This window comes from Colwellia demingiae (assembly GCF_007954275.1).
Taxonomy (GTDB): Bacteria; Pseudomonadota; Gammaproteobacteria; order Enterobacterales; family Alteromonadaceae; genus Colwellia; species Colwellia demingiae.
Genome location: NZ_VOLT01000004.1, coordinates 332,268 through 354,542, shown reverse-complemented (window position 1 = coordinate 354,542; position 22,275 = coordinate 332,268). Strand labels below are relative to the sequence as shown.

Genomic DNA, 22,275 nt, shown 5'->3' with positions numbered 1-22,275 from the left:
AAACATGCCTATTGATTGGTAACGGTTATATGAAAGTTGCGCTGAACCTTAGTCTTTTTTATAACCTTGCGTGGCACGAGCAATTTTCTTTTGCTCTGTATAATTTAGCTTCTTCTTACCTGCAAATGGGTTCAGCGTATCTTTAAATTGAATACGGATAGGCGTTCCCATCATTTTTAATGACTTACGATAATAATTCATTAAATAGCGCTTATAAGACATAGGTAACTTCTTCGCTGAGTTACCATGAATAATAATTATAGGCGGGTTATAACCACCAGCATGCGCATATTTAAGCTTAATACGTCGTCCTTGATGTAAAGGAGGTTGATGATCAAAAACCGCCATATCAAGTATTTTAGTTACCATGGCAGTTGAAATACGTTTAGTTGCAGAAACAAAAGCTTCTTCAACTGACTCATATAAATGACCAACACCTGTACCATGTAAAGCAGAAATAAAATGTACACGGGCGAAATCAATAAAACCTAAACGTCGATCAAGTTCCGTCTTAATACGATCTTTTTCATGATCCTCTAATCCATCCCACTTATTGACGGCTAAAACGAGTGAACGACCTGCTTCAAGAATAAAGCCCAATAAGCTTAAATCTTGATCGCTAATGCCTTCTTGAGCATCAATGATAAGAAGACAAACGTTGGCATCTTCAATGGCGCGCAAGGTTTTAATCACTGAGTATTTTTCTACGACATCAGTAACATTTTTACGACGACGAATACCAGCAGTATCAATTAAGGTGTACTCACGGCCATTGCGTTCCATTGGAATATAAACGCTATCACGCGTTGTACCAGGCATATCGAAAACAACAACACGCTCTTCACCCAAAATTCGATTGGTTAACGTTGATTTTCCGACATTAGGACGACCAATTATCGCTAATTTTATCTTGTCATTTTCTTGAGGTTCATCTTCAAGCTTCTTAGCAAGTTGCTCTTCTGTAAGCTCAACGTCCTTATCACTAAAGAAAGCATCATCAAACTCACCTTCACCCGCCTCACCCTCTTCTATTTTTGGTTTGCCAAGTTCTTCAATATGAGGCGTTAGTGCAATCGTTAAAAGTTGCGTAACACCACGACCATGAGCAGCTGCAATTTGGTGAACATGCTCGCCTAATCCTAACGAGTAAAATTCAGCCACGGCCGAATCACCATGAATTCCATCAATCTTATTGGCAACGACAAATATTTTTTTATTTTGCTTACGTAAATGATCTGCAATACCATGATCAGCTGCTGTCAAACCATCACGAGCATCAACTAAAAACAGTACCGCATCGGCTTCTTCTATCGCCATCAATGACTGTTCAGCCATTTTCACATCAATGCCTTGTTCATCGCCATTAATACCACCAGTATCAATAACAATAAAGGGATGTTCTTCTACTTCAGCTTGACCATATTGACGATCGCGAGTTAGACCAGGGTAATCGGCTACAAGAGCATCTCGACTACGGGTTAAACGGTTAAATAACGTTGATTTTCCGACATTAGGACGGCCAACTAGAGCAACTACAGGAAGCATGAGCACCTCAAAGGAATCACCATGCAAGCGAGTAATGCACGGTTTTTCAAACAAATATAAAAACTAAATATCAAAGATTAAAAACAAAACTACTCAGTCAGCTTAGTTAAAAATGATATTGCTAAAAACAAGCAACGGCTCCTAATGCATTTTATACCCGTTACCAATCAAAGTGTATATTGATTGGTAACGGGTATGCATAGGAGCCGTTATTAACTTTAGTTGCTTTATTTTAAAAAAAACAACTTATACCCAAGCCACTTGAAGGTACCTGTTTCAGGGCGATTGAGCGATTCATGATCAAGGCGCCTCATTTTATTAAGGGTTATTCCCTTAAAAAAGGAGGTAACGAAGAACATGGTTTGCTCAGACGTCCCCGAAGGGCTGGTTTAGAAACGCTTTACGATGCGTTATTGATTGAGACAATAGAATAACTATTCTCTACAATCAATGCCTTGCCTAAAGGCATTTCTAATTCCCGCTGAAATCTGAACCTTCAGGTAGCTTGGGTATATAAACAGTGCAACTTATTGAGCTGCACTGACAATTTTTGGTGTAATAATAACTTCTAAGTCACCATCACGTGATTGACTGTACATTACATCATCAACAACAGTTGGCGTTGAATATATACCACTACTGTCGACTTGATGACGAGACACTATTTCACCTGTCTCTTGATCTAACCAATGCAAGTAACCTTCAAAATCACCAACCACAATATAATCATCAACAACCGCTGGCCCAGTTACGCTGCGATTTGTTAACTCAACATTACTCCAGCGTTCAATACCATCAATTCTATTGAGAGCATAAATATGACCGCGAGTATTGGTAATAAAAATATCATTACGATAAACAGCAATTTGTCTAAATGAAGAGTATTGGCGTTTCCATAAAATTCGCCCTGATTTTAATTCGATAGCAACCAAGTTACCACGAGCAGAAATGGCATAAACTTTATCGCCAAACACTACTGGCGCTGAATCAACATCGATAACGCGTTGTAATTCAGTTGAACCGGTAGCTTCACCTACTTCTGTTGTCCAACCTGCTTGGCCTTTTTCAAGAATATATACACCTAACTCACCCTTGCCAGAGCCTACTAATACACCACCTGATGCAATAACTGGTGTACTAATACCACGTAATGTTAATGCTGGAACATCTTGTTCAGCTTTCCACAACTCATCGCCAGTATTAGCATCAAAACCTTTCAGCACGCCTGAAGCAGAATTTACCACTAAAATACCTGAATCAATGGCAGGAGGAGTAATAACTTCACCCTTAATTTTGGCTTGCCATACTAGCTCACCTGTTTCAGCATCCAAGGCAAAAACATCACCGTTTTCAGTACCAAGAAATATTTTATTCATACCTGCAATAGGACCGCCTGCTACTAAAGCAGAAACACGACTATCCCAAAAGCTACGTTCATCATTAATGTCACTTAAATCAGCTTGCCAAACTTTATCGCCACTCTCTTTTTCATAAGCAACAACATCACCCGTGCGACTGGCACTATAGACTTTGTTGTAGGCAACAATGGGCTTTATACGCGAAAAGTAGTCACCGACACCATCGCCTACACTTTGGTCCCACAATATTTCCACATCAAAAGCATTATCTAAATCAGAGAGCTCTGCAACTTTAGTGCTAAGATCTTCTTCATCACTTGATGAACAAGCGAATAAGCTTGAAGACAACAAAATGATGGCGAATACTTTTTTAGTATTCAGACCTTTAAAAAAACTTTTATCAAAACAACGCATAGTTTGCCTTATTAACAACAGTAAATGATCTTGCTAAACAACCTAAATAGGTTACTTAGCTGCAGGTTCAGCAGCGACCACTTCAGCCACAGGTAGAGTAGTAACTTGTGCTAAATCATCTAATTTAATCTGTAAACTTGGACTTGTAGCAATACCGTCAGCGGCAATAGCAGCTAGATAAGCATTACGGGCAAGATCATTTTTACCTTGTTGTAAATACGCATCACCTTTGACTTCTTCAATAGCAGCAGTAAATGATTCAGGTAAATCGTTATTTAATGTGGCAAGGGCATCTGAATATTGCTCAAGCTGAACTTGCACACGAGCCAAGCGTAAACTTGCAATAGCCTTAATACCATCAGTTGGTGCAGATTCAATTGCAGTAGCTAGTTGTTTTTGAACTTGTGGCCAATCTTTATGGGTTGCCGATTCTTTAGCAAGGGCTAATGCAGTTAAAGCAACATAGCTATTGTTACCATTTTCACTGATAAATTTTTCAGCATTAGCGGTAAAAGCTTTAGCATCTTTACCACTTTGTTCGATAAGTGTTTGGTAGCTATCTGATACGGCTAGCTCTTCATCAAACTTATTATCCTGATAAAGGTTAAAACCGATAAATCCAGCAAAACCTAGGGCGATACCCGCGATAATAGTATTACCATTTTGTTGCCAGTAACTTTTAATTGCTTCTACTTGTTGTTCTTCAGTTTGATAAATTTCCACTACTTCACCTTGGCCTAAAGCCTTTAAATTAATTCAGATAACAAGCTCGAAACTTGGGTAAATTCCACGCTTTCCTGTTCTTTTTGTCCGCGTAAGTATTTCACCATAACTTTCTCTTGGGTGATTTCATCATCACCTAAGATTAACGCGATTTGTGCACCGGATTTATCGGCACGTTTCAATTGTTTTTTCATATTGCCGCCACCACAGTGACATTGCAATCTTATATCTGGTACTTGATCACGCCATTGTTCAGCTAACTTGTTCGCGGCAACTTGTGCATCATCACCCAATATAACGACATAGGCATCTACCTGTGGACGAATATTAGTTACTTTTTCTAATTCAGTTAGCATTAAAACTAAGCGCTCAATACCTAAGGCAAAACCAAAGGCCGGTGTTGCTTTACCACCTAGTTGCTCAACTAAACCATCATAGCGCCCACCAGCACAAATAGTACCTTGTGCGCCAAGTGTTGTAGTTACCCATTCAAAAACAGTGCGATTATAGTAATCTAAGCCACGTACCAAGCGCTCATTCAATACATAATTAATACCTGCTGCATCTAAGCGAGCACATAGCGTATCAAAGTGCGTTTGCGTTTCTTCACCAAAATGATCTGATAACTTAGGTGCATTCGTTAAAGCTTCTTGAACTTGTGGATTTTTACTATCCAACACTCTTAACGGATTAGTGTGCATACGTCGCTTAGAGTCTTCATCAAGTAACTCCTCATGCTCAAGTAAATAAGCAATCAAAGCTTCACGGTAATTAGCACGTTCTTCGTTTGATCCTAATGAATTCAACTCTAGTGTGACAAATTCATTGATAACAAGTTCCCGCCATAAGCGCGAAGTTAGTAAAATAATTTCCGCATCTATGTCTGGAGTCGCAATTCCAAAGGCTTCTAAGCCAAATTGATGAAACTGGCGATAACGACCTTTTTGTGGTCTTTCATGACGAAACATTGGTCCCATATACCAAAGACGCTGCTCTTGGTTATATAATAAGCCATGTTGATTACCGGCACGGACACAACTTGCAGTACCTTCTGGACGGAGCGTTAAACTATCGCCATTTAAATCATCAAAGGTGTACATTTCTTTTTCAACAATATCGGTTACTTCACCAATACCACGTTTAAATAGAGCGGTTGACTCAACAATCGGCATGCGAATTTCAGCAAAACCGTAATTACTGGCAACACGGCGCAGTACCGTTTCAACCATTTGCCAAATATTAGTTTCACTTGGAAGGCAATCATTCATGCCACGTATTGCTTGTAGAGCCTTTTGTTTAGCCACTGAGCTGTTCTCTCTTTTTGTTTTTCTATAAGGCCGATCAGCATGCCCCTTTTGGGCCCACTTTCTGGCACTTAATGCTGTGTTAAAATTGCGCAGCGCGCAGTATACCTAATAATACGAATTGAATAAACCATGGTGCTTATAGTGTTTTAATTGCCTTACACGATAAGTTAACGCTAGTTTTAGTCTTTTGTTAGGATATCAATTTTGTTTTTTTCATCAAGACGCTCACTCATCGAGCGTGCTTTAGCGCGGATACGTTGCTCTAATTGGTCAACAAGGTCAGTGTTATCAAAGCGTTCCTTTTGACGTATACCGTCTAAGTAATAACCGCTTTTTTTACTGCTGCCCGTTAAGCCAAGGTCTGACACCATCGCTTCACCTGGCCCATTAACAATACAGCCAATAATTGAGACATCCATTGGCGTCATAATATCTTCAATACGTTGCTCTAAAGCATTTACTGTCGAAACAACATCAAACTCTTGTCGAGAACAACTTGGGCACGCAATCAAATTAATACCGCGACTACGTAATTTAAGTGATTTTAAAATATCAAAACCCACTTTAATTTCTTCAATAGGATCAGCTGCGAGTGATATGCGTATAGTATCGCCAATGCCTTGCGCTAATAATAATCCCAAACCAACTGATGATTTTACCGAACCAGAGCGTAAACCGCCGGCCTCGGTAATCCCTAAATGTAATGGATTATCAATTTGTTTTGCTAATAACTTATAAGACTCAACCGCTAAAAAAACGTCAGATGCTTTAACACTCACTTTGAATTCGTTGAAATTTAGTCTATCCAATATATCAACATGGCGCATAGCCGATTCTAACAATGCCTCTGGCGTTGGCTCGGTATACTTTTCTTGAATATCTTTTTCTAATGAACCACCATTGACACCAATGCGAATGGGGATATTGTTATCTCTAGCACACTCAACCACACTGCGGATTCTATTTTCATTACCAATGTTACCAGGATTAATACGCAAGCAATCAACGCCGTATTCGGCAACTTTTAAGGCAATACGATAATCAAAATGAATATCAGCAACTAAAGGAACTTTCACTTGTTTTTTGATTTCACGAAAGGCTTCGGCAGCATCCATTGTCGGTACACTAACACGAACAATATCAGCGCCAACGGCTTCTAATGCTTTTATTTGCGCCACCGTTGCCGCTACATCAGTGGTCAATGTATTTGTCATTGATTGCACAGTAATAGGCGCATCGCCGCCAACAGGTACATTACCGACCATTATTTGGCGAGAGATACGGCGTATAATTGGTGATTCTTTAAACATAATTTTTCTTTATACTTTTTCTGTATGTAAAGTAGTTGCTAAATTAAGGAGTTCCCCTAAAACAGTGACTACTCAACAATAGGTAAGTTAAATTTAGCAATATTGCCAACATTAAAAGCCGACATATCGACTGGCTTATCATTAAAAACAATACTGGCCAATTCTGGTTTTCCAACAGTAATAAGCAGCGGTGCTTTACCTTGTATAGTCATTACATAACCTGACTTTTTCACACCCCAAGCGATTCGCTCACCCGTTGCATCATAAATATTTACCCAGCAATCCCCTTTAAAGGTAAATACTGCAGTACTTATCGCTGGTACTTTTGGTTCTGCGGGTTGAGAAACGTCATTTACTACAAGATTAGCCGGTGCTTTAATATCATTATTAGCATCATTTATTAGCGCTTTAGTTGTTGTATCTAATGCTAATTCTGCCTCATCTTTTTTTTCTCTTAGCTGAACATCATCATTAACGGGTGTTGTTTCAACAACCAAAGATGAAGGTTCGATATTCGTCGCTGCAACATCACCGCTAACGTCTTGTGCAGGTGCTGCGTTTGGAATCACATTTGATGCGTCATCCGCTTGCTGTCTACTCTCTTGTAGCCACCATAATACGGTCAAACCCACCAAAACGGCCACAATCAAATAACTTAACCACATAACACGGCTATGCTCTGCTTGTTTGGATGTTTCTTTAGAGAAACTCAACATTTCGCTGCGTTGTGTGGTGGCTGCATCAAGCGCATCATAACTTGCCAGTACATCTTTTACTTCAATGCCAACCAATTTAGCATAATTGGCTAAATAACCTCGATTGAAAGTAACCGGCATTGAGGGGTCAAAAATATCGTCTTCAATATTTTGAACCAGTCCTACTTTTAAGTTCAATTTACTGGAAATAAACTCTTGTGAGAGTGATAACGCTTTGCGAGCTTCACGCAGCATAGCTCCAGGACTCAACATTTCCATGTGATCACTTAGTTCAGTGACTTGTTCGGTAATATCACTTTGTTGTTCTTTATCTACTTCTAAAGCAGGGGATACATCATTAGTCATTAATATTTTTCACTGTTTGAGGATCAACCACATAGAGCTTATCGCCTATCCGGATTTTATTTTTTTCGGAGATATTATTCCACTTACGCAAGGTGTTGAGTTTGACATTATATTCTACAGAAATACTATACAAATTTTCACCTGGTATCACTGTATGCACTATTTCTTGCGTATCAACCATATCAAACTCATTACTTACTTCTGCAACCGCTATGACTTCAGCTACCACTAGTTCAGTTTCGACCGGTTCAGGTAAGGCTTCTGGTAAAGGCACATCACGTGTCGCAGCTATAGGCATAGTTGAAGTCGGTTCGGTTGAATTTGAAACCACTTGATTGACTACAACGGCTTCTGTTGCCAAAGGAATAACTTTATCTACTGCCTTATTAAGCGGCACCACATCTTCTACTTTTGTTACTGTAATATCACTTGCTGGTTTATTTGTTACTGCGACTTCACTTGTTGGTTTATTTGTTACTGCAACTTCATTTGTTGGCTTATTTGTCGCTACGAGTGTACCTGCGACTTTAGGAGACAGTAATACAATCCCTGAGCCAACAGCAGCTGGCGTCGTACTTGTTATCAATGACGTAGACACTGCTTTCGTAGTAATCTCAGTAGTTGCCGTATTTTTAGTACTCATTTTCGGGGTAACTGTTTTAACACTACTAGTATAAGGTGTGTTCGCTGATTTTCTCGGCGAAAGTTTTACCACGCGCTTATTTTTAGATGGCGATAATTGACGATTTTTTTCTTTTTGGGTCAATTGGTACTTCTTTGCTAAATTATCAGCGTCGATCAGTTCCAGTTCATTGAGTAGGTATTGTTTACCCTCCCATGATTGTGGATACATCTTCACTAACATATTAGCGTAATTTCTTGCTGTTCTGCGTTGTCCTAACTTCCAATACAATTTATAGGCGAGCGATAATGAATTTGCAGTAAAACGTTGTGTACTACGCTCAAACTTTTGTAAGTAACGCTTAGCTTCCTTGTAATTGCCCATAGCATATTGCAGGCGTACCATTTGAAATAACGTACTTGTTCTATTTGGACTATGGTAAATAGACTTATTTAAGTACATTTCTGCTTTTTCAAAATTGTCATTTTGTAAATAACATGAGGCAAGGTTTTCATAACTTTCGGATACTAATAAATAGCTAGGTACGGCTATCGCTTTAAGAAATTGTATTTCTGCTGAAGCAACGTTACCTTGTCGACATAAGAATACCCCGTAATTATTTAAGGTATCTGCACTGTCTGCTTTAATTGATAAGGCTTGTTCAAATGACTCAATAGCGAGCGTTCCTTCGCCTACTGTTTCATAATAATGGGCAAATGCTGTATGTACTTGGACTAAATTCGGTGAGAATTTTTTCGCTTTCTCAAGGTTAAGTTTTGCTTGAGACATATCACCCATTTTTAAATAGCCTAATCCTAAGGAAATACGCGTTGCCGCCATTTCATCACGATTTGCTTGGTTTTTTACGATAGGCTCATTATTTTCAAAGCTTTGGGTAACACAACCACTTAACAACGTCACAGAGATTGCTGTTAAAAGGGTTGGAATTAAATATTTAGCCATAGCTTTATCCATAATATGCAATGCGGTAACCGCCTCTTATTGTTATTTTTTTTACCAAAAATCAGTAGACTAATGGTCAAACTATTTTTATAGAGATAGTGTCAGCTTTAGGTTCATCTTTCAATGAACTTATTTCAGCGTTCTTAGCTGCATTTATAACACTTCGCTTAGTTCTATCAAAAACATCACCTGCTAACTGACCACAAGCTGCATCAATATCTTCACCACGGGTGCGCCTAGTGATAACCGTTAAACCATAACTTTGTAATACTTTATCAAAACGATCGATGCGAGAGTTGCTTGAGCGTGTATAAGGTGAGCCTGGATACGGATTAAAAGGAATTAAATTAATTTTACTTGGTAAGCCTTTTAGCGCATGCGCTAATTCATGGGCTTGGTCAGTACTGTCATTAACGTGATCAAGCATAACGTATTCAATTGTTGCTTGTTTATTCGCTTTTGAACCATCGATATAACGACCCGCAGCGGCAATAAAATCTTCTAATGGGTATTTTTTATTAATTGGTACTAACTCATCACGCAACTTGTTATTGGGTGCATGGATTGAAATAGCTAAAGCACAATCAATTTTTGCTTTAAGCATATCTAATGCTGGCACTACACCTGAGGTACTCACAGTTACACGACGTTTAGATAAGCCATAACCTAAATCGTTTAACATGGTATCAAGCGCAGGAATTAAATTTTTCATATTTAATAATGGTTCACCCATGCCCATCATAACAATGTTGGTAATCGGGCGAGTACCTGCGATGCGGGTGGCACCAATGTCATTGGCGACACGCCATACTTGGCCAATAATTTCGGCCATAGATAAATTGCGATTGAAGCCTTGCTGAGCCGTAGCACAGAAGGTGCATTCTAATGCACAGCCAACCTGAGATGAAACACATAATGTGGCACGATCATTTTCAGGGATCCAAACGGTTTCTACTTCTTGTCCGCCTTCAAGTTTCAAAGCGTATTTAATAGTACCGTCTTCTGACACTTGTTTTTCAGAAATATCTGGTGCAGATATCACACAATTACGCTGTAATTTTTCACGTAACTTTTTATTGATGTTGGTCATTTGCTCAAAATCGCTGTAACCAAAGTGATAAATCCACTTCATGATTTGATCGGCTCTAAAAGGCTTTTCACCAATAGACTCTAAGTATTCACGCATACTTTTATGATCAAAATTAAGTAGGTTTACTTTTCCGCTTACATCACTCATAGAACAAACTCTCAATAACTAAAATTAAACTACTAAGATAAGTAGCCTAAAAAACAAGGCGCATATTGTACGCTTTTTAAGCGACAATCGCAATTTTACTGGATTATCTTCAGAGGAATTATTATCCGCTTAAAATAACAAAAGGATTTTACTAATTGCTCAGTAAAATCCTTTTAATATTAATTTAATTTAAAATCAAAGTTGTTTCTTTGGTATCAAGGCGCTAGCGCGGAACGTAGTTTACTACGTGAGCACTTGCAACGATGATAGCGATGAAATCAACTCGATTTAAAATAAATTAACGAGTGCGTGGACAAATTTCGTCATCAGAGAAGAAATAAGCAATTTCACGAGCAGCAGATTCTAAAGCATCAGAACCGTGAGCAGCATTTTCGTCGATTGAATCAGCAAGATCAGCACGGATAGTTCCAGCTAATGCTTCAGCAGGGTTAGTAGCACCCATGATTTCACGGTTTTTAAGAACAGCGTTTTCGCCTTCTAAAACTTGAACCATTACAGGACCTGAAGTCATGAATTCAACTAAAGCGCCGAAAAAAGGACGTTCGCTATGTTCAGCGTAGAAACCTTCAGCTTTTTCTTGGCTTAAGTGAATCATTTTAGAAGCAACGATTTTTAAACCAGCAGTTTCAAAACGGTTGTAGATTTGACCAATGAAGTTTTTAGCAACTGCGTCTGGTTTTACGATAGAAAAAGTACGTTCGATAGCCATGATAAGCCCTTATAATAAATTTAAATTTTAGTGTAATTAAGTAGAGATCAAATGAAAAAACTGACATCTACAAATTTTGGCGCGATTATAAACGAAATAATAGTAAACTGCTAATATTAACCGTTGAATAATTATCATAACATTTTGCTAATTTTCTCATGGTCCTTTAGTCGTAGTCAGCAATGAAAAATACAAAGTATTCTTCAAGTGTAAAATGAAAAGTACCGCTTATTGACCATTTACTGAGTTTCGCTGTAACTCAAGCTGGTTCTGACTCCCTGCCTTTTACTAATAAAAATACTAATAAATATTTCATCATTCTTGCTCTAAAGTGTCATTTTTGGTTGTTACATTTGGTCACATTGTCGAAAAAGTTCTGAAATGCTTTCATAGTTCACTGTGAGTTAAAATTAAACAACTGCAGGATTATCAATGCAATTTATAAAACGTGCACATGGGGAAGAACAACCATACTGGCCAGCAGGGCCATTTAAAATTAGATTACCTTTTGTTCATTACCGCTGGGAATTACCAGAAATGATACAAGGTTTTTTCATGTTCGTGGTTGGTTTAGCCATGATCCCTTTGCTTGAAAGTTACTTAGGTATGCCATATGAAGCAGCATTAGCTTTTACCTTTGTTGCTGGTGTAGGTTATATTTTACCCGCCTTACTCGGGGTTCCTTTAGTGCCCGGTTGGATAACGCCAGCCATTCCTGTGGTATTACTTTACTTGAAAGGCTTTGAACCAGGTCCTGAAGCAATCAGAGCATTGTTTGCCTTACAAATTGAAGTCGCTATTATTTTTCTTATTTTGGGCGCAACTCGTCTAGGCTCTAAATTAGTTGATGTCATTCCAAACTCACTAAAATGTGGAATAATTATTGGCGCCGGCATGGCAGCAATGATGGGTGAACTAAAAATTGGTGGTCGTATTGATGCAACACCTATTTCATTAATTGTTGGCTCTATTATTTCAGCCTATATCTTATTTTCTCTTTCTTTTAAAAATGTTATCAACGAAAACTCTTTTGCCCGCAAAATTGCAAACTTCGGTATGGTACCTGGAATGATCATTGCTATGCTCGTAGGTTGGACTGTCGGTGAATACCCATTACCTGACATAAAATGGGGCATTACTAACCCAGATTTCTCGTTAATGTGGCAGTATTTACCCTTTACTGTTGGCTATCCTGATTGGGAAATATTCTTACTGGCCATTCCAACAGCCTTAATAGCTTATGTCATTGCTTTTGGCGATATCCTTGTTGGTTTTACCTTAGTTAATCGTGTTGATCATATTCGTAAAGATGAAAAAATTGAAGAAAATGTTGACCGTGTTCATCTTGTTACCGCTATTCGTAATGGTTTTCACGCATTTTTAGCACCATGGCCTGGATTAGCAGGACCACTATGGACAGCTGCCCACGCTACCGTTGCCGAGCGTTATGCTATGGGTCGTAAATCTATGGAATCTATTTATAGTGGTGGTGGTACTTTTTGGATGAGTGGTTTACTTGCTCTATTCGCATTACCTTTAGTGACCTTATTTAAGCCGGTATTACCAATCGCACTTTCTCTTACCTTAGTTCTTACAGCCTACATATGTATCATGGTTGGTATGGAACAACTAAAAAATTCAACTGAACGCGGCGTTGCCGGTATTGTTGCGGTTACATTAGCTATGCCAGATCCTAAATCAACCATGTATGCCGTATGTATTGGTGTAATACTTTACTTCCTAATTGAGCGCCCTAGATTAATGGGTAAGCATGACAGCAAAGATAATATTATTTTTGCTGATGAAACGCAGGAAGAAGTCGCTGTAACTAACAGTAATAATACTTAGTAATAGGGAATATATAAATGACTACTATAAACATTTTTGAGCAATATTTAGAGCCTAATGAAGCTAACTATATGGCCCTAACTCCCATTTCGTTTTTAGAACGAGCGGCCTTTGTTTACCCAGACAAAACAGCAACCGTTAATGGTGATATTCGTCATACTTGGTTAGAAGTTTTTCAACGCTGTACACGTTTTGCGAGCGCTTTGGCAAAACGAGGCATTGGCCGAGGCGATACCGTATCAGTTATAGCACCCAATATTAGCGAACACTTTGAAGTACACTTCGGTGTACCTATGAGCGGTGCAGTACTCAACTCTATTAATACGCGTCTTGATGCTGAAGCGATTGCTTTTATACTCGTGCATGCAGAAACCAAAGTATTGATTACAGATAAAGAATTTAGCCCAATAGTAAAAAAAGCATTGCGCATGATTCCACATAAACCTTTAGTCATTGATATTGATGATCCTAACTTTACCGAAGGTCAATTAATCGGCTCGTTAACGTATGATCAATTGCTTGAAGAAGGTGATAGTGATTTTGAACCGATACGACCGAATAATGAATGGGATGGTATCTCTTTAAATTATACTTCTGGTACAACGGGCGATCCTAAAGGCGTGGTTTACCACTATCGTGGTGCCTACCTTAACGCTGTCAGTAATGTCATGTCATGGAGTATGGGTGAACACCCAGTCTATTTATGGACGTTACCTATGTTTCATTGTAACGGCTGGTGTTTTCCTTGGTCAATTGCAGCAACCGCTGGCACGAGTGTAAGTTTACGTCATGTGCGTGCTGAGCCTATATTCAATTTAATTAGATCTGAAAAAGTGGGCTACTTTTGTGGTGCTCCGATTGTATTAAATATGCTTAACGGCGCAGAACCTTCATTAAAAGCCGATATTAATCACCCAGTGAAAGTAATGACTGCTGGTGCTCCACCTCCAGCCTCAGTGATTGAAGGTATGGAAGCTTCTGGTTTTAAAGTGACTCATACCTATGGCTTAACCGAGACTTATGGCCCTTCTGTCGTTTGTGCTTGGCATGACGAATGGAATGAAGAAAGCCCTGAGAAGCAAGCTAAATTAAAATCTCGCCAAGGGGTTCGCTCTCCAATGCTTGACCAATTGATGGTAGCAGATCCTGAAACCTTAGAGCCTATGCCAAAAGATGGTGAATCAGTTGGTGAAATCTTTATGCGAGGCAACCTTGTGATGAAGGGCTATCTAAAGAACCCTTCAACCACGCAAGCTGCTTTTGAAGGCGGTTGGCTTCACTCTGGTGACATCGCGGTTTGGCACAGTGATGGTTATATTGAAATAAAAGATCGCTCTAAAGATGTCATAATTTCAGGCGGTGAAAACATTTCAAGCGTGGAAGTGGAAGATATTTTATATCGCCACCCCAAAGTTCAAGAGGTGGCAGTGGTCGCGAAAAAAGATGATAAATGGGGAGAAACACCTTGTGCGTTTATTACACCAATGCCAAATGTGGAAATAACCGAACAGGAAATGATCACCTTTTGTCGTGATAATATGGCGCATTTCAAAACACCAAAAACCATAATATTTGGTGAGTTACCAAAAACGTCAACGGGTAAAATACAAAAATTTGTTTTGCGTAAACAGGCAAATGAATAAATAGGCAAGTAATAAATATGAACACTGTTTTTTAAATAGTAGTTATATACTTAAACGGCTGAAAACTACATGACCCTGTATTTCAAAGTTGTTTAAGTATAGTCCCTTCCAACCTCCTACTATTTTTTTGGGCTGGCTTATCGCCAGCCCTTTTTTTATAATAATTTCATCGTTTACTTGAACTAGGTGACTAATGTTTTTACAGCAAAAATTGTCCCGTACCTTCTTTTCTGCCATCACCTCTATTTTGCTCGTATTACTTATTGGTATTTATTGGTATTCGGTGCCTTTAATTAATAAAGAAGTATACAAAATTGAAAAAAATGCCAGTCGTTTAGTCTTGAATAACGTCTTTGAGTTAGCCAGTACAATGCAACTGAACCTAAAACCTCGTAAAGAAGAAGTCGTTCATAGACTACGTCAAATAATCAAAAACAGTGTCATTGCCAAGACGGGTTATATTTTCATTTTTGATGAACAAGGTAATATGCTGCATCACCCTAACCCTAATATTAACGGCACCAACGCTTTACAGCTTAAAGATCCAAAAACAGGTAAGCCCATTTTACAAGAGCTTATTGCTGTTGCTGATACCGGAAAAGAGCTCGAATACCTTTGGGATAAGCCTAGCGATGCCAATAACTATAGCTATAGTAAATTATCCTTAGTACGACACCTACCTGAACTGGGTTGGTATATTTGCTCTTCTGTCTATATAGAAGAGCTACAAAGCAGCGGAAAACTGCTTAGCCAACGCATTTTAACTATAGGTTTTATTACCTTTATGTGTGCTATTTTTTTAGCGTTAATTTTTTCCTATTGGGTAACCAAACCGATTAATACACTTGCTTTGATCGCCAGAAAAGTGAGTCAAGGAGACTTAACCGTCACCAGTGGTATATCACGTGCCGATGAGTTAGGTATTTTAGGCAAAGCCTTTGACGACATGGTAGAGCAAATGCGTGAGAATATTGAAATGCTTGATTTAAAAGTTGCCTCACGCACACAAACGTTAGCCACAACCAATGCGCAGTTACAACAAGCACTGAGCGAGAGTCAACAAGCGCAGCAGCAATTAGCACAAGTGCAGCACATCAATGCTGTTGGGCAACTTGCTGGGGGATTAGCCCACGATTTTAATAATATACTCACTATTATTTTAGGTAACCTACTCGCTGCTCAGCAAGATAATGAGAATAATAGGCCGTTATTATTACGTTTATTACCGGCAATAAAAGCCTCACGTAAAGGCAGTGATATTACTAACCGTTTATTAGCCTTTTCACGAAGACAATATTTGGTACCTTGTAGAGTGAATATAAAGGTATTAATTGACGAAACAATCGAGCTATTGAAAGGCTCTTTACCCAGTAAAATTAAGATTAACACTGAATATTCATATGACGATTTACAGGTTTATGTCGATGCTAATCAGTTAGAGAATTGCTTAATTAATTTGGTGTTAAATGCAAAAGATGCCATGCCAAACGGTGGCGTTATCACTATCATGGTCAATAAAAGAATAGTGAATGAATTTTTACAGTTTGATGAAGAAGTAACCTTCGGGGACTACCTTGATGTCACTATCATAGACGATGGTAATGGTTTCTCAGAACAAGCAATAAACAAAGCATTCGAACCCTTTTTTACTACAAAAGATACTCACCAAGGTTCGGGACTTGGCTTGAGCATGGTATTTGGCTTTATCAAACAATCACAAGGCTACATTCGCATTGCTAATCAACAAAATGGCGGCGCTAAAATATCATTATTATTACCCTTACTTACTTATGAAAAAGAAAAAACCGATTCAAAATCAATACTCCATGACGATGCAAAAATAACCAAAGAAATAGGCTTTTCAAATAAGCTGATTTTGCTAGTCGAGGATGATCATGATGTTCGAGCAATTATTAGAGAACAGTTAATATCATTTGGCCTAAATGTTATCGAGGCAAATGATAGTGATGAAGCCGAGCAACTTATTGATACTATTAATGACTTATATGGTATGGTTTCAGATATTAGTATGCCAGGTAATAAGGATGGTTTTGAACTTGCTGCCTTGTTAAAAAGTCGCTCCCCTAACTGTAAAATTGTACTCATGAGTGGCTATTTTCAACAGCAGAAAGAGCCCGATGAAGACACGCCTATTTTGTTAAAAAAACCTTTTGTGGCAAGTAAGTTATTTCAAGCATTACAATAAAAAAGAATCGAGGTGATAACACTTGTGAATACTAAACCTTTAATTTACGTTATCGATGATGAAGCCGAAATATGTGACTTAGTTTGCCAAGAGCTTGAGCGTTATAACTTTAGTACACAAGCATTCACTACATGCGAACAAGCCCTGTTGGCAATAAAAAAACAGTTACCAGCACTTTGTATTATTGACCTTGGCTTGCCTGATATGGATGGTTTGTCATTAGTGAAGAGGCTTTATGATGATAAAAAGATTGGCGTTATTATTTTATCCGGTCGAAACAGCTTACCCGATAAAGTATTAGGCTTAGAGCTTGGTGCTGATGATTATATTAGTAAGCCTTTTGACCCGCGAGAGCTTGTTGCTCGAGTAAAAAGTATTATTCGTCGGATTATAGTCAATGAATTACCTATCACATCACTTCATACCGCTAGCTTTGGCGATTGGACATTTGAACAATCAACACTCACTTTAGCTAACAACAAGGGCGATAGCTTTATGCTAAGCGCTGCTGAAACTGAAATATTGATGGTATTACTAAATGCCCCAAGACAAATATTATCACGAGAGCGTTTACTGAGCGAAGATGCAACGTCTTTCGACCGAAGTATTGACGTTAGAATGTCGAGATTAAGAAAAAAAATAGAACAGGATCATAAAAACCCAAAAATAATCAAAACAGTTTACGGTGCTGGTTATATTTTTACTTTAGAAGTTATTTGGCAATAAACCTAATACCAAGTCCATTAAATTTATTTCCACCTCAGAGCTATGTCAGAAGAGTTATAACAAATAAAATTTGTATAGGTATAGTCATTCTATATCTAACAAATTTATGCAGTTATTGCTTTTGTGAAAAGCTCCCAAGGGCGAGTACCTAATAAAAAGTAAAGGCTGACATACAGCGTTATTGATTTTGACAAGGGGATAACCATTCTCTTCAATCAATGCCTTGTCTCTAAGCCTTTTAATTCTCGCTGAGTCGGAAATAACTTAATGGACTTGGTATAATTGCAACTCAAACAGAGCGTCAAATTAGTCGGCTCGCTATTTATCGCCCTATTGTTTACCAAGTAATCCCACCTCTGTTTAAATAGAGGTGGGATTAACTAGTAATATTCGTTAACTACAAGCTTGTTCTACGATATTGGCGATATTCAGGTTTCCAAAAATTATGCTCAATTTTTGCTAACAACTCATCATCAGTTAACTCCAATGCTAACCCTTGCTTATAAGCTACTTTAGCAATAGCAAAAGCTATATATCTACTTAATTGTGCAATAGAGGTTAACGGTGGCAATAATTCATCAGACTCTTGATTTGCAAGCGGTGATGCTGCCGCTAAGGTTTCACTCGCAACTTGTAACATATCATCGGTAATTCGACTTATATTTGCCGCAACAACCGCTAAACCAACACCAGGGAAGATGTAACTATTATTACATTGAGCAATTGGGAACGTTTTACCTTGATACTCAACTGGCTCAAACGGGCTTCCTGTCGCTATAATTACTTGTCCTTGTGTCCAATTAATTACTTGGCTAGGTGTTGCTTCTACTTGACGAGAAGGATTACTTAACGGGAAGATTATTGGCATCTCACAATGAGACTTCATCGCAGTAATAACTTTTTCGGTAAATAATCCCGCTTGGCCTGAGACACCAATAAGAATATCAGGTTTAGCACCGTGCATTACTTCAACAAGTGAGGCAAACTCTCCAGCAATATCCCATTCGGCTATGGCTTCATTGCTTTGCACTAATTTTTGCTGGAAATCACGAAGTTCTCCCATACCTTGCGTTAACAAACCAAACCTATCAACCATAAACACTTGGCTACGTGCTTGCTCTGCACTAAGGCCTTCGTTCATCATCTGACTGATAATTTGTTCGGCAATACCACAACCTGCAGAGCCTGCGCCAACAAAAGCAACATTCAGCTCTGAGAGTTTGGAGCCTTTACTACGACAAGCAGCCAGTAAAGTCCCGACAGTAACCGAAGCGGTTCCCTGAATATCATCATTAAAACAACAGATTCTATCTTTATAACGTTGTAATAAAGGCATTGCATTTGGCTGTGCGAAATCTTCAAATTGCAACAAAACATTCGGCCAACGACGTTTAACTGCGCTGATAAATAACTCTAAAAATTCATCATATGAATCTTGATCGATACGCTTATGTCGAGCGCCCATATACATTGGGTCATCTAATAATTTCTGGTTGTTAGTACCCACATCAAGCATTACCGGCAATGTATGTGCTGGGCTAATACCACCACAAGCGGTATAAAGAGACAACTTACCAATTGGAATACCCATGCCGCCGATGCCTTGATCGCCTAGTCCCAAAATACGTTCACCATCGGTGACAACAATCACTTTTACTTTATTTTTAGTCGCATTACGCAGCATGTCATCAATATTAAATCTATCTTCATAAGAGATAAATAAACCGCGTGAACTTCGATAAATATCAGAAAACTGCTCACAAGCATCCCCAACCGTTGGGGTATAAATAATGGGCATCATTTCAGCTAGATTATTTTGTACTAATTTAAAAAATAACGTTTCGTTATTATCATGAATAGCACGTAAATAAATATGCTTATTGATGTTCGTTTGAAAACAACTGTACTGACGGAATGCACGCTCAGCTTGTTCATCAATACTCTCAAAGCGTGGCGGTAAAAGGCCTGTTAAGTTAAAGCTACCACGTTCTTCTTTGCTAAAAGCACTGCCCTTATTAAGTAAAGGGGTTTCTAATAATGATGGACCTGCATAAGGGATATAAAGTGGGCGTTGAGATTGAGGCATTTGAATGACTACTTATATGTTTTGTGAATAATCGAAATAGGCGAAATTAATATAGCTAAGAGTATAAATGATATTGAACCTGCTGCAAAGCAAGAGAATGATTGAAAATGCTAAAAATCAGAATAATTAGTTGAATCTATTTGAAAAATAGTTTCGATTCTACAATGCGGAATAACTGCATGTTACGAGCAAAATCGTAAGGTTATGCTAAGCCGACTTTACTAGGGACACAAGCTCAAACCATTGCGTCCAAGGTAATATAGAAAGAGCAACAGTCACTAATCTACCTCTGCCATCCAAGCCAATTGAATAGCTTCTAGCACCCGTTCGCCGCAATGATTTGGATCATCATCAAAACGTTCCAAATCAAGTACCCACTGTCTTAAATCGGTGAAATGCAGTTTAAATGGGTCAGCGTTGGGATGCGATTCAATTAAGTCCAACGCAATCTCTTGTGAATCACTCCAAAGTAGTCCTGATGCCATAATATTTCCTATAGTGCATACCGTTATTTTTAGCAGTTAACCTTTATGATTTAACATAAGCCTGACACTAAAATAACAACTGAAAGAAAAAGAAATCTACCATTAACATTAGTATAAGCCAAATGAATAGCAACCTCGCTTTTCGACAAAAAGGGCAATCGGTATGCCACCATTTTTTAAGTTTACCCTTCATTTCATATCCACAAAAAACACCTTGTCTCAATGTTAGCGTATTTAGTGATTAAAACCATAAAAAACAAATCGGCTTAACGATAAAGTTAGCAATACAATGCTAACATACGATGCATAATTAGTTTTATATTCCATAAAGTTCGATAAGGCAGTAGCATGGATTCTTTTGATAAACATATTTTAAGTATTTTACAAAAAGATTGTACTTTATCAACCAGTGAAATCGCTGAGCGAGTTGGGCTATCGACGACCCCTTGTTGGCGAAGGATCCAGGCCATGGAGAAATCAGGTGTCATTAAAGGGCGTGTTGCCCTCGCTGATCCAGAAAAGTTAAACGTCGGTTTATCTATTTTTGTCATGGTAAAAACGAATCAACATAATCCCGATTGGTTAGCCACCTTCGCTAAAGTTGCAGAAGACTTCCCTGAAATTGTCGAGTTCTATCGTATGAGTGGCGATGTGGATTACTTGCTTCGTGTTGTTGTGCCGGATATGAAAGCCTACGATCACTTCTATAAAGAGCTTATCACTCGGGTAGATTTTTCTGATATAAGTTCAAGTTTCGCTATGGAAGAAATAAAGTACACCACTGCCCTACCCGTTGATTATATTTAGCTTTTTAATACGGGGAAACTCTAATGACTGTTTAATAAGTTTTTATAAAACTACCTAGCTAGTGACCCTATTAAATATGTAGCAGTAATTCAATAGGGTAGCGCGACTTAATTAGGAGATTATTACTTTCATTCATTACTAGAATTGTGCAGTAACGGTGAAATAATACCCCTCGTATTCATTTTTATTTTTCTTGTTAACGACTGAATTATAACCCGCTTGCACTGAGTAGTTCTGATTAATGAAGTAATTAGCACTAATGCCATAAGCATCATCTTCGGCAAAATAAGCTGCGATGGATGTTCTTGTATCATAATAATAACTGCCATTAACACTCCAGTAATCATCAGCGAAAACATAATCCCTATTATCATGAAGGTATTCGCCGCCAATCATAAGATAACTTTGCTCTCCTACGCCAAAAAAGTATTGAGATGAAAGCCGGTTAATATCAAAATTGTCACCCGCATTATAGCTAAAGCCAATATAATCAGTACCCGTTAATTGCCAGTTATAACTAGCCGTATAACCACAAATATCATCGAAATCTTCTTCACAACCAGCACTAATAAGAAAGTTATCAGAAAATAAATACCCTATTAATAATGAGACGTCGCTATCATCGTTATCAAAATTATAGTCATTCCACTTACCTTTTGACTCGTTATAGTCGTAGCTAGCGCCAATGATGAAGCTATTTACTATCCATTGACCTCCGATACCATAGGTAGTAGCGTTTGAATCAAAATTAGCGTCCTGCCCATGTATTAAAGAAGAACCGTCCCTATTCCGATTGACCGCCGAAGCGAAGACATTACTGCTGGTGTTGATGTAAGCAAACTCATTTAAAGGGCCTAGTGCTAGCCTTTCATCAAAATAATATTTACTGGATAACGAAAAGTTATCCGAATCACCTTTATTGTAAAATCCATAATCTGGTGCCTCAGCAAAGTAACTTTCATGGGCGTAAGATAGTTTCGTAAACGACTGGTAGCTTTCGGCAAGTACGGTATTGCTCAGCAGCATAGCCACCAAGGCTGATAGTTTTGATAGTTTTGATAGTTTCAACGTGTAAGATCCTTTTAATAGTAATATCCATATAAAACAAAGTAAATATGACAGCTCATACTTCTTTAGTCTACTAACACACTAAGAATCTTACACTTTTCATACAATTGGCAGCAAACATGGATCTTGATTGGTA

At 38.3% G+C, this 22,275-nt stretch carries 17 protein-coding genes; 5 read left to right on the top strand and 12 right to left on the bottom strand.

The genetic code is table 11. The features are described from left to right. Nucleotides 1-48: 48 nt before the first annotated feature. The 9 genes from der to ndk form a co-directional block, all read right to left on the bottom strand. Nucleotides 49-1,545, bottom strand: coding sequence for a ribosome biogenesis GTPase Der (gene der / locus ESZ36_RS09655; protein ID WP_146786916.1), 1,497 nt, complete (start codon nt 1,543-1,545; stop codon nt 49-51). 527 nt (nt 1,546-2,072) lie between these two features. After that, nucleotides 2,073-3,317, bottom strand: a complete 1,245-nt coding sequence (gene bamB, locus ESZ36_RS09650) for an outer membrane protein assembly factor BamB (RefSeq protein WP_146786913.1) — start codon at nt 3,315-3,317, stop codon at nt 2,073-2,075. Nucleotides 3,318-3,368: 51 nt separating this feature from the next. Beyond that, a complete protein-coding gene (locus ESZ36_RS09645; protein WP_146786910.1) occupies nt 3,369-4,040 on the bottom strand; it encodes a YfgM family protein in 672 nt (223 codons plus the stop codon). A 23-nt stretch (nt 4,041-4,063) separates the two neighbouring features. Beyond that, nucleotides 4,064-5,344 (bottom strand): histidine--tRNA ligase, encoded by a 1,281-nt coding sequence (gene hisS, locus ESZ36_RS09640; protein ID WP_146786907.1) that lies wholly within the window; start codon nt 5,342-5,344, stop codon nt 4,064-4,066. Nucleotides 5,345-5,526: 182 nt separating this feature from the next. Beyond that, nucleotides 5,527-6,657, bottom strand: coding sequence for a flavodoxin-dependent (E)-4-hydroxy-3-methylbut-2-enyl-diphosphate synthase (gene ispG / locus ESZ36_RS09635; RefSeq protein ID WP_146786904.1), 1,131 nt, complete (start codon nt 6,655-6,657; stop codon nt 5,527-5,529). A 68-nt stretch (nt 6,658-6,725) separates the two neighbouring features. Beyond that, nucleotides 6,726-7,718 carry a RodZ domain-containing protein gene (locus tag ESZ36_RS09630; protein ID WP_146786900.1) on the bottom strand — a complete coding sequence of 331 codons (993 nt, stop codon included), beginning with the start codon at nt 7,716-7,718 and terminating at the stop codon, nt 6,726-6,728. Continuing rightward, a complete protein-coding gene (pilW, locus tag ESZ36_RS09625; RefSeq protein ID WP_146786898.1) occupies nt 7,711-9,303 on the bottom strand; it encodes a type IV pilus biogenesis/stability protein PilW in 1,593 nt (530 codons plus the stop codon). The genes ESZ36_RS09630 and pilW overlap by 8 nt, the downstream gene beginning before the upstream one ends. A gap of 76 nt (nt 9,304-9,379) precedes the next feature. Further along, nucleotides 9,380-10,540 (bottom strand): dual-specificity RNA methyltransferase RlmN, encoded by a 1,161-nt coding sequence (gene rlmN / locus ESZ36_RS09620; protein ID WP_146786895.1) that lies wholly within the window; start codon nt 10,538-10,540, stop codon nt 9,380-9,382. A gap of 298 nt (nt 10,541-10,838) precedes the next feature. Continuing rightward, on the bottom strand, nt 10,839-11,270 hold the full coding sequence (gene ndk / locus ESZ36_RS09615) for a nucleoside-diphosphate kinase (protein WP_033092026.1): 432 nt from the start codon (nt 11,268-11,270) through the stop codon (nt 10,839-10,841). 432 nt (nt 11,271-11,702) lie between these two features. Here ndk and ESZ36_RS09610 point away from each other — a divergent pair, with 432 nt between their 5' ends. The 4 genes from ESZ36_RS09610 to ESZ36_RS09595 all read left to right on the top strand — a co-directional run bounded on the left by ESZ36_RS09610 (nt 11,703) and on the right by ESZ36_RS09595 (nt 17,693). Then, nucleotides 11,703-13,118 carry a solute carrier family 23 protein gene (locus ESZ36_RS09610; protein WP_146786892.1) on the top strand — a complete coding sequence of 472 codons (1,416 nt, stop codon included), beginning with the start codon at nt 11,703-11,705 and terminating at the stop codon, nt 13,116-13,118. Between the two features lie 17 nt (nt 13,119-13,135). After that, on the top strand, nt 13,136-14,761 hold the full coding sequence (locus ESZ36_RS09605) for an acyl-CoA synthetase (protein WP_146786891.1): 1,626 nt from the start codon (nt 13,136-13,138) through the stop codon (nt 14,759-14,761). A 193-nt stretch (nt 14,762-14,954) separates the two neighbouring features. Continuing rightward, on the top strand, nt 14,955-16,967 hold the full coding sequence (locus ESZ36_RS09600) for a cache domain-containing protein (protein WP_146786888.1): 2,013 nt from the start codon (nt 14,955-14,957) through the stop codon (nt 16,965-16,967). A 24-nt stretch (nt 16,968-16,991) separates the two neighbouring features. After that, the gene (locus ESZ36_RS09595; RefSeq protein WP_146786885.1) at nt 16,992-17,693 is read left to right on the top strand and encodes a response regulator transcription factor; all 702 of its coding nucleotides are present in this window, start codon (nt 16,992-16,994) and stop codon (nt 17,691-17,693) included. A gap of 397 nt (nt 17,694-18,090) precedes the next feature. Here ESZ36_RS09595 and ESZ36_RS09590 read toward each other — a convergent pair whose 3' ends face one another. Continuing rightward, complete coding sequence (locus tag ESZ36_RS09590; protein WP_146786882.1) at nt 18,091-19,779, bottom strand: NAD-dependent malic enzyme; 1,689 nt, start codon at nt 19,777-19,779, stop codon at nt 18,091-18,093. Between the two features lie 278 nt (nt 19,780-20,057). After that, nucleotides 20,058-20,264: a Fe-S cluster assembly protein IscX gene (iscX, locus tag ESZ36_RS09585; RefSeq protein WP_146786880.1), complete on the bottom strand. Its 207-nt coding sequence runs from the start codon at nt 20,262-20,264 to the stop codon at nt 20,058-20,060. Between the two features lie 348 nt (nt 20,265-20,612). Here iscX and ESZ36_RS09580 point away from each other — a divergent pair, with 348 nt between their 5' ends. Further along, nucleotides 20,613-21,071: an Lrp/AsnC family transcriptional regulator gene (locus tag ESZ36_RS09580; protein ID WP_146786877.1), complete on the top strand. Its 459-nt coding sequence runs from the start codon at nt 20,613-20,615 to the stop codon at nt 21,069-21,071. 138 nt (nt 21,072-21,209) lie between these two features. Here ESZ36_RS09580 and ESZ36_RS09575 read toward each other — a convergent pair whose 3' ends face one another. Next, the gene (locus tag ESZ36_RS09575; protein WP_146786874.1) at nt 21,210-22,139 is read right to left on the bottom strand and encodes a putative porin; all 930 of its coding nucleotides are present in this window, start codon (nt 22,137-22,139) and stop codon (nt 21,210-21,212) included. Between the last annotated feature and the right edge of the window lie 136 nt (nt 22,140-22,275).

Excerpts from the sequence above, each read along its gene's own strand:
- ESZ36_RS09605 (WP_146786891.1), top strand. The coding sequence starts at position 13,136 with ATGACTACTATAAACATTTTTGAGCAATATTTAGAGCCTAATGAAGCT.
- der (WP_146786916.1), bottom strand. The coding sequence starts at position 1,545 with ATGCTTCCTGTAGTTGCTCTAGTTGGCCGTCCTAATGTCGGAAAATCA.
- iscX (WP_146786880.1), bottom strand. The coding sequence starts at position 20,264 with ATGGCATCAGGACTACTTTGGAGTGATTCACAAGAGATTGCGTTGGAC.
- ESZ36_RS09600 (WP_146786888.1), top strand. The coding sequence starts at position 14,955 with ATGTTTTTACAGCAAAAATTGTCCCGTACCTTCTTTTCTGCCATCACC.
- bamB (WP_146786913.1), bottom strand. The coding sequence starts at position 3,317 with ATGCGTTGTTTTGATAAAAGTTTTTTTAAAGGTCTGAATACTAAAAAA.
- ESZ36_RS09580 (WP_146786877.1), top strand. The coding sequence starts at position 20,613 with ATGGATTCTTTTGATAAACATATTTTAAGTATTTTACAAAAAGATTGT.
- ESZ36_RS09630 (WP_146786900.1), bottom strand. The coding sequence starts at position 7,718 with ATGACTAATGATGTATCCCCTGCTTTAGAAGTAGATAAAGAACAACAA.
- ispG (WP_146786904.1), bottom strand. The coding sequence starts at position 6,657 with ATGTTTAAAGAATCACCAATTATACGCCGTATCTCTCGCCAAATAATG.
- pilW (WP_146786898.1), bottom strand. The coding sequence starts at position 9,303 with ATGGCTAAATATTTAATTCCAACCCTTTTAACAGCAATCTCTGTGACG.
- ndk (WP_033092026.1), bottom strand. The coding sequence starts at position 11,270 with ATGGCTATCGAACGTACTTTTTCTATCGTAAAACCAGACGCAGTTGCT.
- ESZ36_RS09610 (WP_146786892.1), top strand. The coding sequence starts at position 11,703 with ATGCAATTTATAAAACGTGCACATGGGGAAGAACAACCATACTGGCCA.
- rlmN (WP_146786895.1), bottom strand. The coding sequence starts at position 10,540 with ATGAGTGATGTAAGCGGAAAAGTAAACCTACTTAATTTTGATCATAAA.
- ESZ36_RS09590 (WP_146786882.1), bottom strand. The coding sequence starts at position 19,779 with ATGCCTCAATCTCAACGCCCACTTTATATCCCTTATGCAGGTCCATCA.